Source organism: Candidatus Dependentiae bacterium, from assembly GCA_016191325.1.
Taxonomy (GTDB): domain Bacteria; phylum Babelota; class Babeliae; order Babelales; family JACPOV01; genus JACPOV01.
This window is the reverse complement of the sequence record JACPOV010000008.1, coordinates 139,766-154,849: the sequence shown is the minus strand read 5'-3', so window position 1 is coordinate 154,849 and position 15,084 is coordinate 139,766. Positions and strand designations below refer to the sequence as shown.

14 protein-coding genes and 5 tRNA genes are annotated in these 15,084 nt (G+C 40.8%); 4 read left to right on the top strand and 15 right to left on the bottom strand.

All coding sequences use genetic code 11. The annotated features are described in order from the left end of the window. Positions 1-19 precede the first annotated feature (19 nt). From rpoB to HYX58_00905, 13 genes are all read right to left on the bottom strand, one after another. Positions 20-4,345, bottom strand: coding sequence for a DNA-directed RNA polymerase subunit beta (gene rpoB / locus HYX58_00965; GenBank protein ID MBI2774555.1), 4,326 nt, complete (start codon positions 4,343-4,345; stop codon positions 20-22). Between the two features lie 103 nt (positions 4,346-4,448). Then, on the bottom strand, positions 4,449-4,832 hold the full coding sequence (gene rplL, locus HYX58_00960; GenBank protein ID MBI2774554.1) for a 50S ribosomal protein L7/L12: 384 nt from the start codon (positions 4,830-4,832) through the stop codon (positions 4,449-4,451). 60 nt (positions 4,833-4,892) lie between these two features. Continuing rightward, the gene (locus HYX58_00955; GenBank protein ID MBI2774553.1) at positions 4,893-5,423 is read right to left on the bottom strand and encodes a 50S ribosomal protein L10; all 531 of its coding nucleotides are present in this window, start codon (positions 5,421-5,423) and stop codon (positions 4,893-4,895) included. A 20-nt stretch (positions 5,424-5,443) separates the two neighbouring features. Further along, a complete protein-coding gene (locus tag HYX58_00950) occupies positions 5,444-6,142 on the bottom strand; it encodes a 50S ribosomal protein L1 (protein MBI2774552.1) in 699 nt (232 codons plus the stop codon). 19 nt (positions 6,143-6,161) lie between these two features. Then, entirely contained in the window at positions 6,162-6,584 is a 423-nt protein-coding gene (rplK, locus tag HYX58_00945; GenBank protein MBI2774551.1) for a 50S ribosomal protein L11, read from the bottom strand. Positions 6,585-6,602: 18 nt separating this feature from the next. Next, positions 6,603-7,121 (bottom strand): transcription termination/antitermination factor NusG, encoded by a 519-nt coding sequence (gene nusG, locus HYX58_00940; protein ID MBI2774550.1) that lies wholly within the window; start codon positions 7,119-7,121, stop codon positions 6,603-6,605. A 15-nt stretch (positions 7,122-7,136) separates the two neighbouring features. Next, positions 7,137-7,316, bottom strand: a complete 180-nt coding sequence (gene secE / locus HYX58_00935; protein ID MBI2774549.1) for a preprotein translocase subunit SecE — start codon at positions 7,314-7,316, stop codon at positions 7,137-7,139. Positions 7,317-7,396: 80 nt separating this feature from the next. Continuing rightward, positions 7,397-7,473, bottom strand: a tRNA-Trp gene (locus HYX58_00930). Positions 7,474-7,483: 10 nt separating this feature from the next. After that, positions 7,484-7,645: a 50S ribosomal protein L33 gene (rpmG, locus tag HYX58_00925; protein ID MBI2774548.1), complete on the bottom strand. Its 162-nt coding sequence runs from the start codon at positions 7,643-7,645 to the stop codon at positions 7,484-7,486. Positions 7,646-7,685: 40 nt separating this feature from the next. Further along, positions 7,686-7,760 (bottom strand) — tRNA-Thr (locus HYX58_00920). A 274-nt stretch (positions 7,761-8,034) separates the two neighbouring features. Further along, positions 8,035-8,110, bottom strand: a tRNA-Thr gene (locus HYX58_00915). Positions 8,111-8,357: 247 nt separating this feature from the next. Then, a tRNA-Gly gene (locus HYX58_00910) sits at positions 8,358-8,433 on the bottom strand. 134 nt (positions 8,434-8,567) lie between these two features. Then, positions 8,568-8,653 (bottom strand) — tRNA-Tyr (locus HYX58_00905). 235 nt (positions 8,654-8,888) lie between these two features. On the opposite strand from HYX58_00905, the gene HYX58_00900 reads away from it, so the two are divergent. Together HYX58_00900 and HYX58_00895 are read left to right on the top strand one after the other, a co-directional pair. Beyond that, positions 8,889-9,692, top strand: coding sequence for a hypothetical protein (locus tag HYX58_00900; protein ID MBI2774547.1), 804 nt, complete (start codon positions 8,889-8,891; stop codon positions 9,690-9,692). A 380-nt stretch (positions 9,693-10,072) separates the two neighbouring features. Continuing rightward, positions 10,073-10,903: a hypothetical protein gene (locus HYX58_00895; GenBank protein MBI2774546.1), complete on the top strand. Its 831-nt coding sequence runs from the start codon at positions 10,073-10,075 to the stop codon at positions 10,901-10,903. Positions 10,904-10,912: 9 nt separating this feature from the next. Here HYX58_00895 and tsaE read toward each other — a convergent pair whose 3' ends face one another. Then, entirely contained in the window at positions 10,913-11,344 is a 432-nt protein-coding gene (tsaE, locus tag HYX58_00890) for a tRNA (adenosine(37)-N6)-threonylcarbamoyltransferase complex ATPase subunit type 1 TsaE (GenBank protein ID MBI2774545.1), read from the bottom strand. 10 nt (positions 11,345-11,354) lie between these two features. Beyond that, entirely contained in the window at positions 11,355-11,930 is a 576-nt protein-coding gene (locus HYX58_00885; GenBank protein MBI2774544.1) for an NYN domain-containing protein, read from the bottom strand. Positions 11,931-12,020: 90 nt separating this feature from the next. Here HYX58_00885 and HYX58_00880 point away from each other — a divergent pair, with 90 nt between their 5' ends. Next, complete coding sequence (locus HYX58_00880) at positions 12,021-12,860, top strand: F0F1 ATP synthase subunit gamma (protein ID MBI2774543.1); 840 nt, start codon at positions 12,021-12,023, stop codon at positions 12,858-12,860. Positions 12,861-12,967: 107 nt separating this feature from the next. After that, positions 12,968-14,947: a hypothetical protein gene (locus HYX58_00875; protein ID MBI2774542.1), complete on the top strand. Its 1,980-nt coding sequence runs from the start codon at positions 12,968-12,970 to the stop codon at positions 14,945-14,947. Positions 14,948-15,084: the final 137 nt, after the last annotated feature.

The following is a 15,084-nucleotide window of genomic DNA, read 5'->3' as shown; positions in this document are numbered from 1 at the left end:
AAAGCGTTCTAAAACCTGATTACTCACTGATTTCCTCCTTGCCAGTCTTAAACAGATCCACTCGCAACCCTACACTTTGGAGTTCTTTGATTAAAACGTTAAACGCTTCTGGCAATCCAGGCTCAGGAATTCTTTCGCCACGTACGATTGCATCGTACACTTTAGGTCTACCGTTAACGTCATCAGATTTATAGGTCAATAACTCTTGCAAGGTATATGCTGCGCCATACGCTTCTAATGCCCACACTTCCATTTCTCCAAGACGCTGGCCACCCATTTGCGCTTTACCGCCAAGAGGCTGTTGCGTAACTAATGAGTATGGCCCGACAGAACGAGCGTGCAACTTATCCTCAACCATGTGGTTCAGTTTCATCATGTAAATTGAACCGACAGTAACTGGCTGATCAAAATATTCGCCAGATCTACCATCAAGCAATCTAAATGAGCCGTTATCCGGCAAGTTTGCATCTTTCAACATTGGTCGAACGTCTAGGTCGAGTGAGGCACCGTCAAACACCGGCGTCTTATAGTGAACCCCTTCTTGCGCTGTTTTTTCAGCCAGTTGGGTAATTCCCTCTTTACCATAAAGTTCTTCGTAAGAAGCAACCAATTCCTTGCCGTAGCATTGTTCAAGTTCTTTTTTCAATACAGCTTCTTGAGCATCTGCAACAAGTACATTGAACTTCTTACCAATTTCGCGGCCCACAAGCCCTAAAGCTGTTTCAAGGATTTGTCCCACGTTCATACGAGATACGATACCGACTGGGTTTAAAACGATATCTACAGGAGTACCGTCTTCCAAGTAAGGCATATCTTCGCGTGGAACAATGATAGAAACCACACCTTTATTACCGTGACGACCAGCAAGTTTATCACCTACTGAAACGTGACGTTTGCTTGCGATATAGACTTTCACCATCTTAATAACACCAGATGGCAATGGGTCTCCGCGTTTCAACTTATTAATGCGTTCTTCTTTCAAACCAATCAAAATACGTTTTTGGTTCTCAAAAGAATGCTGCAAGTGCTCTATTGTTTCATTGATCTTTTTATCTTCAGCACGAAGAACGATCAACTCGTCAAAAAGCAATCCAGCTAACGCTTGTTCATCATATTTCTTATTTTTAACTAACTTAGCAGAAGTTTTATTTGCAGCTTCTACGCCAGCAAGCATTGCTCGAATTTTTTCGCTAATCATAAGCTGTAAAAATTCATTATGCTCACGGAATTCAGCTTCAAGTTTTTCTGTTAACTTCGTAACCATATCTTTGTAGCGCTTATCCTTACGAATACCGCTTCTAGAGAATACTTTTACGTCGATAACAGTACCTTCAACACCAGGCGGTACGCGTAATGAAGTATCACGAACTTCTCGTGATTTCTCACCAAAAATTGCTCGCAATAACTTCTCTTCAGGCGAATATTGAATATCACCTTTGAGTGTTACTTTACCAACTAAGATATCGCCAGCTTTAACGCGAGTACCAACACGTACAATGCCCTCTTCATCTAGGCAAGCCAGTGCATTTTCACTTACGTTTGGAATATCTTTGGTAATTTCTTCAGGCCCAAGCTTGGTGTCTCTTGCATCTACAATGTATTCATCAATATGAACCGATGAAAGTACATCTTGTGCAACTAATCGTTTACTTACAACGATTGCGTCCTCGAAGTTGTATCCGTGCCACGGCATAAATGCTACCAGAAGATTTGTACCGAGCGCTAATTCACCCTCTTTAATCGCTTGCGCATTAGAGAGAATATCGCCTGTTTGAACGCGTTGTCCACGTTTAACGAGTGGCGTATGGTGAATCCAGGTACTGTAGCTTGAACGTTGATATTTTCTTAAATAGTAAACATCAACACCGTTAGCTATCCAATCTTCTGTATTTGCAAAGCCGCTTTCGTCTGCGCGTACTACTATTTTTTCAGAAGAAACGTAATCAACAAGCCCAGGACGACGCGCCATTAAGACAGCGCCTGAAGACTTACAGATTTCTTTCTCCATACCAGTACCAACAAGTGGTGATTGGCATCTAATAATAGGAACCGCTTGACGTTGCATGTTTGATCCCATAAGTGCACGGGTTGCGTCATCGTGCTCTAAGAATGGAATCAAGGCAGTAGAAACAGAAACCAGCTGCTTAGGAGATAAATCGGCGTAATCGATTTTTTGGGGTTCTTCATACAAAAAGTTACCTTCATGACGAGCGACAACTTTTGCACCTTCCCCCTTATTAACATGATGGAAGCCGAAATCTGCCTGTGCAATATACTTATTTTGTTCTTGGAATGCATCCAAGAATATAACTTCGTCTTTAACCTTCGCCTTTTGTACAGGACGATACGCCGTTTCGATAAATCCTAGATCGTTAACCAAAGCATACGTTGCTAACGAAGAAATCAAACCAATAGTTTGACCTTCAGGTGTCTCGATAGGACAAATACGGCCGTAGTGGGAAGTATGTACGTCACGAATTTCGTACGTAGCACGATCTTTCATCACGCCACCGGGCCCGAGGGCAGAAAGACGTCGTTTATGCGCAATTTCAGCTAGTGGATTTGTTTGATCCATAAACTGAGAAAGCTGCCCTGTACCAAAGAATTCACGCAATACAGCACCAAGTGGTTTTATATTGAGCAAATCTTGAGGCATTAAGCCAGTATGTGCATCTTGCGTTCTAAAGCGTTCACGAATGATACGCTCAATGCGCAAGAATCCAACATAAATTTGGTTTGTGAGTAATTCACCAACGAGACGAACGCGACGATTGCCCAAGTGGTCAATGTCATCAAGCTCACCTTCTCCAAGCTCACGCAAATTAATGAGATATTTTACCGTCGCAAAAATATCTTCCTTTGTCAGAACATGAACGTCTTTATTGACGTCAATTCCGAGTTTGCGATTCATACGTATACGGCCGACACGAGTCAGATCATATAAGCGGCTTGAGAATAGCATCGCTTCTAAACGTTCTTTAATTTCTTTAATTGATGAACTATCACCAGGCCAAATTTTAGAATGAAGTTCTTTAAGAGCATCTTCTTCAGAATAGCAACGATCCTGTTGCAATGTCATTGCTACTGTTGGCTGCAATACATAACCAGACGCACTAATTAAATCAAATTCTAATTTTTTTAGTCGGCTGAATTTTTCATAATGTTCTTCTGTAAACGATTGGCCTTGTTCAGCAAGAATCTCACCCGTTTCAGGGTCAACAACATCCGCACCAAAAACACGATTAATCAAACTCGCTTTTTTGAGCAAGACTCTGTCAATTCCCGCTTTCGTAAGCCGCTCAAGAAGAGATTCAGTAACACGAACCCCGATAAATTCATCACCGATTTTATCTGGGAGCATTCCTTTTTCAAGTCGCTGACCAATTAAATTGATATCAACAATTCGATAAAACTCATCTTTTGCAAAATAGACATGATCAAAAGGATAAAAAAGTTTGATAACATTCTCACGAGCAACACCAAGCGCCTGCAAGAAAGTGGTAACCAACATTTTTTTCTTTTTATCAATACGTACATAAAGATGATCGTTGCTATCAAATTCGAAATCAAGCCAAGATCCACGCATTGGAATAATTCGCGCTATGTAATAAGGGCGTCCACGCAAGTCTTTTACTTTTTTACTTTGCGTAAACACCACTCCAGGAGAACGATGCAGCTGACTTACAACAACGCGATCAACGCCATTGATAAGGAAGGTGCCGGTATTACCAACTTTGAAAACACCGTTTTCCTCATATAAATCTGCCATTACTGGCACATCTGCAAAGAAAATATCCTGTTCTTTAATATCGCGAACTACCTTATTTCCAGTTTCATCGACATCCCACGTCATCAACTGAACTTTAATTTTTAATGGCATCGAGAATGTTTGTCCGCTTGAACGGCATTCATCCAAGTTCATAGCCATTTGCACGGTAACACGTGCTAAACAGTTCGAGCACGTCTTATAACGTGCAGTTTTCTTTTTGCAGAATGTACAATGTAACTGATCATCAAGGCGTGAACAATCAGATTTCTTACACGAAGAACAGCTCCATGTATAACGATTTGCAATACCTTTAAGTTTGCCGCATGTACATGACCACTCGCCCAATTCATAGCTTACATATTCAAGAGACATCTTATCTTCGTAATCGATAGGAAAAATATCTCTCAATACTTTTTCAAGCCCAATTAATTGTCTTTCTGCAGGAAGATAATCCAACTGCGCAAAATCATTAAAGGACTTTGATTGTATAGCTATCAAATCGGGAACTGGTACTATATCTTTAATTTTACCAAACGATTTCCGAACGATACCGTTATCCATGCGCATGTTAGACATGCAGCTGTTCCTCCCTATGCAACTCTTTATCAGCTTTTATTGAAAACATGTCCAATAAAATAAACTGATAGCGATTCCAACTTACTACATTCAAAGCGTTTGCTTACGCCAACTCAACTTTAGCGCCAGCTTCTTCTAATGTCTTTTTAGCTTTTTCAGCGTCCGCTTTTGGCATTTCACCTACAGCATATGGCAAAGCTTCAACTGCTGCTTTTGCATCGCCCAATCCAAGATTTGGCAATACTTGACGCAACGCTTTAATTGCTTTGATTTTATCTGTAGCTTCAACGAGCTTAACTTTGTAGCTTGATTTTTCTTCAGCTTTTGCAGCGCCAGCATCAGCTTGTGCAGCAGGTGCAGCAGCGGCAACTGGCATTGCAGCAGAAACACCAAAAGTTGTTTCTAGCGCTTTTACCAATTCGCTCAACTCGAGCACAGATAATTTGCTGATATCTTCTACCAATTTTTCATAAGATTTAGATGCCATAGCATTCCCCAATCTAAGAATAGATTATATAACACACGTAATTACACATTAAAAAGTTGCCTAAGCAGCAGCTTCTTGTTCTTTCTTATCTGCAGCTTGTTGTAATACATAAAGCAAGCGCACCACCATCAGGTTGAGCATCATCACCAATTTTTGTGATGGAGCGTTCAATGTACCACACAAGATAGCAAGCAATACTTCGCGAGGAGGCAATGAAGCGACCGCCTTAATACCCGCAGTAGATATCACTTGATTTTCCAGATAACCAGCTATTAGCTGAAGTTTTTCGTTTTCCTTTGCATAGGTAGATAAAACTTTGGCGATAGCTGGAGAATTTTTCTCAGCGTAGACAAAGGCTATTTGATTTTGCAGATATTGTTTCAATTGTTCAGCTGAAGATCCTTCAGAGATAGCACGCTCCATAAGCGTTACTTTAGCTACCTGCATCGATCCGCCATCTTTGTGCAATTTGCGTCTCAAATCTGTCAATTGAGCAACGGTTAATCCTTTATATCCGACAATAAACGTTGCTTCTTTTTGCAACCCATCTTTCAAAGACTGTATGCTTTGCGCTTTATCTTGGCGATTCATGGTTTTACCTTAATCCATCACTATGCGTTTACAATATCATCCGGGTTAACGCGAATACCAAGTCCCATGGTAGACGTTACCGTAACTTTTTGAATAAATTTGCCCTTTGAAGAAGCTGGCTTAGAAGTACTCAAAGCTCTTATGAAAGCAACGAGATTTTCTTGAAGCTTAGCAGCGTCAAAAGAAACACGACCTATTGAAAAATGCACAAGGCCACTCTTATCGTTTTTGAAAAAGAGGCGTCCCTTTTTTAGATCGTTAATTACCGGAGCTACTTGAAGCGCAACGGTGCCCACCTTCTTGTTTGGTAACAAACCACGAGGCCCGAGGACTTTTGCAAGTTTACCAACCATGCCCATTAGATCGGGTGTTGCAACTGCATATTCAAAATCAAGCCACCCGCCTTCAATTTTTTCTACCAAATCATCCGTACCTACAAAGTCGGCACCAGCTTCTCTTGCAAGATCAGCTTGATCACCTTTTGCAAAAACGACAATGCGAACCTTTTTGCCAACACTATGAGGCAAAACTACTGATCCACGAACGGCTTGTTCGCCTCTTTCAGGATCAATACCAAGGTTCACATGCACATCAACCGATTCATCAAATTTTGCGTGTGCTAATTCTTTAACTTTTGCAAGACCATCTTTGAAAGAAAATACGGTGTCTGTATTAACTTTTTCGCTTGCAGCTATGTATTTTTTACCATGCGTTGCCATAACAAAAACCCAATCTTAATCAAACAATATCAATTCCCATACTACGAGCAGTACCAGCTACGATTTTTTTTGCCTGCTCTACATCAAGTGCGTTGAGATCTGGCATTTTAACCGTTGCGATATCTTCGACATCTTTCCAGGTTAATTTGCCAACTTTTTCAAGATTTGGCTTAGAAGAACCTTTTTCTAGCTTGAGCTTCTTTTTAATGAGAGCTGAAGTTTCAGGCGTCTTAACAATAAAGTCGAACGTCTTATCTTTATAAACAGTAACAACTACCGGAAGGACTTCTCCCTTCAAGTGCGCCGTTTTTGCATTAAACTGCTTGCAGAATTCCATAATCGCCACGCCTTGCTGACCAAGAGCGGAACCAACTGGAGGTGCAGGCGTCGCAGCCCCTGCAGAAACTTTTAACTTAACTTGTGCTTTGACTTCTTTTGCCATTGTACCAACCTACCGTAATCATCGTTTTACTTGATCAAAACCTAATTCAATAGGAGTCATTCGACCAAAAATACTTACCATCAACGTGAGACGCTCATTTGCCTCATCAATTTTCTCGACAACTCCAACAAACCCTGCAAAGGGTCCTTCAGATATATCAACTTCACTTCCAACAACGAAATCACTCTTCTTAGGAACCAAGGCGACCTCGCCTTTCATTTGAGACACTATTCGCCCTATCTCCTTCTGAGATAGCGGCATAGGTTCTTTACCACCTAAAAAGCGAATAACGCGCGGTGTCGCTTGCACCAAACGCATTGTCTCCTGAGACAACTCCATCTCAACAAGGAGGTATCCAGGAAAAAGCTGTTGCTCATCTTTTGCTTCAGTCGAGAACATACTCTTTACCTTAGCAGAGGGGATTAATACGTCACCAAACACATCTTGTTTGCCCGTCTCTTTAATGCGGCGTTCAAGATCTGTTTTAATCGCCTCTTCGTACCCAGCGTAAATTTGAACAACATACCAACGCTTCATGTATTTCCCGATGCGCTAAAAAATTCGCCCAGCGATTTTGTAAAAAATGACATCAATAGAACCTATATAGAGAGCAAAAATGCAAACCAAGATAAGAACTATAATTACTGAGCCAACAAGTTCATTAAAACTCGGCCATGCAATCTTGGCTAGCTCAAGCTGGACTTCCTGCAAAAAACGAACAACACCCTTCATTACACCTCACCTCTTTTGCATGCAAGAGATGCAAAATAAACCTTATTCATCTTGGACACTTTCAGATCTATTCGATCGTTTGGCAGGCCAGGAGGGATTCGAACCCCCAACCCGCAGATTTGGAGTCTGCCGCTCTGCCAATTAGAGCTACTGGCCTCCACAAAAACCTATTTGGTTTCTTTGTGCATCGTATGCTTACGACAATGAGAACAATATTTGCTTAATTGCAAAGAGCCAACTGATCTTTTTCCTGAAACTACTTGCGAATAATTACGCTCTCTGCATTGCTCACATGAAAGGGCAGTAATTACTCGTTTCTTCTTTGCCATATGGTTCTCTTACGTTATGAAACAACTACGACTTTTATTATGGAGCCCGCGACCGGGATTGAACCGGTGACCTCTCCCTTACCAAGGAAGTGCTCTACCACTGAGCTACGTGGGCATACATTTCTCAAACATAGTACTAGGTTAAATAAAAAAAAGGAAAAAAACAACTCGATTTTTATCATTCAACCCTGGTTTAGACGCGTCCCGCATCGCTTTTTAGCATTATGGGACTCGTCAGTTCTTATAAGGAGAGCGATTTTATCAACATCTTCATCGCTTTTTTTTCATTATTAAGCGGACCTAGAGCCGCACTTCGCCAACACTTGATCACGGCTATTAGCTTTTGGATCGGCGCTAATCAGCTCGGGCATCAAAGCTTAGGCGGAATTTGGAGCTGGCGACTGGATTCGAACCAGCGACCTACTGATTACAAATCAGTTGCTCTACCGACTGAGCTACGCCAGCATTACTCTCAAAAAACCAACCCACATTGGACTGATTTTATACTAAATTTCAATTCTTTTGCCAAGTTAATTTCAAAACATTCAGTGAGCTTGACGATTGAGCTGCCCACCTTGGCTCTCAATCGCATCTATTTATATCCATTCTTCTCAGCAACAGTTAGCATCTGCTTTGTGGCTATGAGCTCTGGGTGAAGACTGGCCGCGCCATTCGTAGTTTGCCGAGCCTGAAGGCCCGGATAAACGTAGAATGGAGCGGGAAACGGGGCTCGAACCCGCAACCTACAGCTTGGAAGGCTGTCGCTCTACCAATTGAGCTATTCCCGCATCCTAAATTATTTCAAACTTCATACGCTCGATCTTGAACCCAGGCGCCGCTTATCCTCGCCTTACGGCTTGGCAAGCTCGGACACGCTTCGTTAGGATTGCCTGGCTGCGCCATACGAAGCCTGGGCCAAGTATGGTGGCGAGAGAAGGATTCGAACCTTCGAAGACATAAGCCAACGGATTTACAGTCCGTCCCCTTTGACCGCTCGGGAATCTCGCCTCGAACTGTCAAATAGAGTAGTGATTTTCTTCACACTTTTCAACTTTTATTTTTTTACCGAGCCTACAGCTCTTTATTTCAATGCAAATGAGAAGCAGAAATTAGCGGGCATTGCCTCGCGAATTCTTTTTTATATTTTCAAATATAAAATATTGATAAATGGGTTCTTATTAAATCATACTTATGAGTGATAGCACTATCTGCTAAAAAATCATTTAAAAAGGGCTAAAATCTTATGAAATCACGTATTTCTATGACTCATTTGGCACTACAAACGCTTATTGCCTTGATTACTATCTCATTTGACGGCCAATTAATGGCCGCTCAAGGTGCACCAATATCTTCACGTGTATCAAGTGCGGCTAAAGCGCCCATTCTGGTTCGTAATCAACCGATTCCACGCGCAGCTTTTTTAAAAACCAATATCAAAGAGAATATACCTGTTTATTTAGGTACTGTAACCATCTCAAATAGTTCAGGTTCCCGCTCCCCAAATTTCGCCCTTTCACGTTTTCCCGATTTAGGATTGGTTGGTGGGGCTAACATGCTTGTAAACACTCAAGGGCCGACGCTTGTGGTGCCGGGGCTTTTAGGTCTTAATGATACAGTCCTGAATGATAAAGATCAGATTGTTATCCAATCAACTGTCAATCCATCAAACTATTTTAGCGTAGCAATCAATTACAATAGTGATAAAAATAGCGCAGGCGAATATGTAGGACGCATCTTGACTATTACAGGGACTCTGCCAGCTTCTGCAGGGGCCTCGCCGTGTACAATCCAAGTTAACCTACAAAATCTATTAAGCAGGTTCACCTTTTCAAATACCGGTTTTTACTATGTCGGAGTAAATATTAGTTTCGATCCGTTAGGCAGTTTTCTTAAACTCGATTCTCTCGACATTTCTTGGCTGCAAAATGATGGTGGAAGATTGACGGGTCGTGCTGAACGCATTGTACCAAATCAGCAGTCGCGTTCGATGGATCTTCGGACAGCAAAAATAATGCTAGATTCTGATAATTATTATCAAGATTGCTAGCGATAAACCAATAGTTATTTAAAAGACAGCTCACAATGAATGGCGGGCTGTCTTTTACGTATTCAATTGAATGCCCCAGGAAAGAACGTCAAAAAATCGACAATACCATTCTTGCCACCCAATCACTTCATCTTTTTTATTAATCAAGAAAGCGCCCTATTCAAATAAAACGAAAAATGATTATTCTATTGCCCTTTTTCGTTTATTTTACCCTGCCTGCAGCTCGAGTACTGCAAGGAAATAATGGACAAACACCCATATAAACTACCAACTAGTTTATTTTTTTCAAATATAAAATATTGATTAATAAGTCCTCATTAAATAATACTTATGTATGACAGCATTATTTGCGAGAAACTATTCAAAAGGGTAAAAAACCAATGAAAATGCGTGTTTTAATGAACCGTTGTATATTGAAGGCACTCGTTGCCGTAGTTGCGATCTCATTTGAAGGCCTATTAACTGCTGCCGCCCAAGGCGCCCCAATATCTTCACGTGTATCAAGCGCCGCTAAAGCGCCCATTATGGTTCGCAGCACAGGTATCCCTGCCAATCTTCCACCTGTTGTGAACATTAAGCAGGATATCCCCGTTTACCTGGGCACCGTAACTATAGCCAATAGTGCAAGTGCCCCTAGTTATGCATTATCAACGTTTCCGGACATGGGATTATCAACTGGCCCTAATGTTATTCTAAATACAAAAAACCCTGTGGACAATAAACCTGTTTCTGGCCTGCTCAATCCTGCTGATGCTGCTTTTGGCAACAAAAACCAGATAACTCTACAGTCCACGATTAATCCTTCTAATTATTTTACCATTTCGATGCAATATAATAGCGATAAAAACTCGCTAGGCGAAACTGTCGGAAGACTCCTAACGATTGTTGGTACCATTCCAACCACCGGGGGCTCGGGTACTCCATGCACTATTCAGTTAAATCTTCAGAACTTACTCAATCGGTTAGCATTTTTAATTCCAACGTTTTTTTTCCTTGCAATAAATATTAGCTTCGATACTTCTGGAAGCTTTCTAAACGTAGATTCTGTCGATGTCTGCTGGGTGGAAAATTCCAATAGAGGGGAGTTTCAGCGCCTTGATACTATCTTTGCAAATACCCGCGCGCGATCTCTTGACATGAGAACAATTAGGCTCGATTCCAACATTATGTATAACGATTGCGGATCAAGCACGGGCAATACACCAAAATAGCATCTAATACTATTCAGTTACTTGGCAGCTCACGATTCGTTGTGAGCTGTCGGGCCCATATTCGATTGAGACATCGCAAACATTTTTTTTTAGTAATGGCGCAATCACATCAGGCCATTCGATGAGCGCCCAGCTTTTTGGCGCATAAATGAATTCGTCAAATCCCGCCTGAATAAATTCGTCAATCGATCCTATTCTGTATAAATCAAAATGGTAAAATGTTTCACCATGCTCATTTCTATAGATATTAACATAATTAAAGGTGGGGCTCGTAACCGGCTCTTTAACACCCCATGCGCGTAGCAATTCGCGTATGATTGTTGTTTTTCCCGCACCAAGCGATCCAGAAAATGTAAAGATCGCACAACGGTTTTTGTAGTGTGCCAACCGCTGTACTAAATCAGGCACTGTTTCCAGTGTAAAGGTTTGGTTGAATTTCATATGAAACTTCTTATAGTTTTTTTAATTTTTGAAGACGCCGTTTTTCATTTTTTGCCAAATCTTTTCCAGCCGGCTCACGTGAACTATCTTTGTCATCTTTTTTTGTCGGACGCATCAAACTTCCATAATGCATAAGCTGATCCACATCCGGCTCATCTTTTTTGTCACTTATCTTGATAGCTCTTGTACTACTTGAATCATCTTTTGGTTTTGTTAATGCATCTTTTAAATAGTGAAAAAATTCTTGCGCCGAAATCGTTTCGATACCAAAGCGGCGCGCGGCATTAATAATCTCTCGGTCAGAAGAAACGGTCACGATACCGCCTCCCTTATGGCGCTCACAGTAATTCACAATAAATTCATCCGCGGTTTCTGCTTTTCCAGTATAAATGACGCGCACTGATCCATGCGTTTCTTTATCGGGCAAACCAAGAGGCCCGCCATCAAAAACGAGTACGATCTCCATTTTTTTAAGTGCTGCATAACGTTTTAAAAGAAAAATAAACTGCTCGCGCTCATTTTGGTGGAGCCGAGATTTTTCCACACAGTACTTTAAAACGTTATAGCCATCAATAATAAGTATCATACGCTTTCAAATTTTATTTTATCGTTTTATCTTATAGTAACAGAGTCGAGCTGCATAATACAAACTCCTTTAGTTGCCGTAAGGAAAATCATGTCTGAGCTTATTCAGATGCGTCAGCGCATTAAAGCGGTAGAAACAATAAAAAAAGTAACTCACGCAATGCGTCTTATTTCTATGGCAAGCCACTCAAAAATGCGCGCGCAGCGCTCAATGGTTGAAAATTATCGGCAAGAAATCTCCCGCCTTCTAGCTCTCATTTCCCAAGAGCACCCAACATGGAATTATCCGCTAAAGGGCAATCCTGAAAGCAATCGCGATCTGGCAATCGTCGTCGGCTCCCAAAAAGGATTATGCGGCAACTTCAATAATGCTATTGTTGCTTTTTTTGCGCGGCAATATGAACACGTAGACCCTAAAAATGTGGACACAATCGTAATAGGAAAAAAAGCGGTCGAGCTTCTCTCAAAGCGAGAAGGCCCGACGGTTATGGAACTGCGCGTATTTAACTCTGCAACCATTGCGCATATCATTCAAAAAATTTCGATGTATCTTTCAGCGCATGGAAACGACTATAGATCGATTATCATTTATTATCAGTACCCAAAAACTTTCTTTGCGCAAAAGCCCACTGCCCTCAATTTAGCGCAGCCCTATAACAAGCAACTCGATGAACCGAAGCCTCAGGAAGCTTACCGATTCGAAGCTGATTCCCAAGAACTCCTTTCTTATCTTTCCGCCAAACAAATGGAAATTACGCTTCGCGAAATTCTGGTAAACTCTCTAATTGCTGAACAAGCAGCACGCTTTATAGCGATGGATAGCTCAACGAGAAACGCATCAAACATTTTGGATACGATGCGACTTGATTATAATAAACTCCGCCAAGCAAAAATTACTCGTGAACTGACCGACTTAACGGCAAGCTTTTAAAAGACTCGCCCAGCCTATAAAAACGCTCTTCTATCTTGCATTATTGCCTTCCAGAACTATAATGGAAATGAGCATATTTTCATCTGATACCTCAAAGGAATGCTATCATGATAGTGCGCAGCACCCCCTTGTATGTTTTAATCGTATCTTTAGGTCTTTTTTCAATTCCCGCATCGCCTGAGTACGCAACGGCACGAGATCTTTATCTCAAGTCGTTCAGCACAGAGCAAAATCAACGCATAGAATCACTGGAAGAAATTAAGAAGAAAAATAAAAAATTAACTCTTCAAGTTACTGAACTTTCTGAAGGGGAAAAAAGGAAAATAGCGTTCGATATTTTGAGCAAAAATACGCAACCAGGAACAAAGCAGACAGCGCTTGATGCAACATTTTTGAAAAAAATGGAGATCTTTTGCGGCGGTGAATTAAATTCTGCGCATCTTATAGAAAAAATTAATCACACGCGCACTGTTTTTGGCGAAGCTGCCCTAGCTGCTTTAATTTCAGAGCCAACTTTCGATACAAATATTCTTACTACCCGCCAAGAAGTAGTTAAGCAGCTCATCCATGATAAAAAGCTCATCAAAGAAATTGATGCCATTCTTTGCGAAATCAAAAAATCGGAATCGCTCATGTTTTCATATTGGCAAGATGAAAATCCAGTAAATGAGGAACTATTTAAAAAGGTTTATTATCCAGAACAAGTTTCGTGGTTAAATACAAACGCTACAGCTCTAGAGGCGACTGTACAAATGCGTAATGCATTGACCGCCATAATGATTAATATTTTTCCTATTTATGCGGTTGAAGTTGCAGCTATTGCCAAATATCAGCAAGCTGCGGCATTTGGTGAGCCTATTTCAAAGTTGGAGGCTGTTCGTCAGGGAATCCTCGCAATTAATCCCAGTAACATTAAATATGCATTCAATCTACTAGCCGAGCTACCTACTCAAACAAAAGCAACTCTTGTCGGCGCTGGTGGCGTAATGGTGGGTCTGCTTGGTTATAGTAGCTACAAAACTTTTGATGACACAAAACTCAACAATAATATTGCACGCCATCTACAAACAAAACTTATTGATGTTGCAACATATATTAATTCTTTGAGCAAACTTTCAAATCTTCTCAATCAACATTCAGAAAATCCCGTTTTTGAATCAATTCGCGAATCATTATCTACTAAAAACAATTTAAGCGCACACGCAGAGAAGCTTAAATCTTTCTTGATGAAAAATACCTTCACCGGTAAAGCATCGTTCTTTTCGTTAACAGGTAGAGTATTAGCCGCACATCAACTTATGAAAGAAGTCAAAGAAGAATTTGGGCAAGCGATGTCCGCTGCCGGCTATTTGGACGCATACCTTTCCATAGCAAAATTATATCTCGCACACGAATCGAGTCGCGTTCAGTATTCTTTTGCATCATTTGTTGAGGCAGATAAACCATATCTTCACATTACAGATCTTTGGAATCCATTTGTCAGCGCAGATGTTGTTGTTACCAACGACCTAACGCTTGGTACGGAAACACTTCCGAACAACATGATTCTTACTGGTCCAAATACTGGTGGAAAATCAACTGTCATCAAAGGCGTTATCATCAATCTTTTGCTAGCGCAAACAATCGGCATTGTTCCAGCCAAACAGTTAGTAATAACACCGTTTGTTAACATAAATTGTTATTTAAATATTACTGATGATATTGCAACAGGAACTTCATTATTTAAAGCGGAAGTAATTCGCGCAAAAACACTCATCGAATCGATTAGAAAGCTGAGCAAGCACGAATTTAGCTTCACGATTATGGATGAAGTTTTTAGCGGTACGTCGCCAAAAGAAGGCGAAGAAACCGCCTATCTTTTTGCTAAAGAACTGAGCAAATTTGATAATAGCATGACGTGCATTGCAACGCATTATCATCGACTTACAGAACTTGAAAACGAAAAGTTTAAAAATTATCAAGTTACGGTTTATAAATCAGAAGATGGTTCATTCGTCCGCCCATTTAAACTAGAAGAAGGTAAATCGACTATAAATATAGCGTTCGATTTATTAGAGCAAGAAGGAATTTTCAGCTCTGGTTTGTAAAATTAATACATAAAACATAATCAAAAAAATAGGCTAGACAAAAAAAGTCTAGCCTATTTTTTTACGGAATATTGTCGTTATTTTCTTTTCTGCTTTATCTGATTCATCGTCGTTTGGTAATACTGATTTTGTGCCGA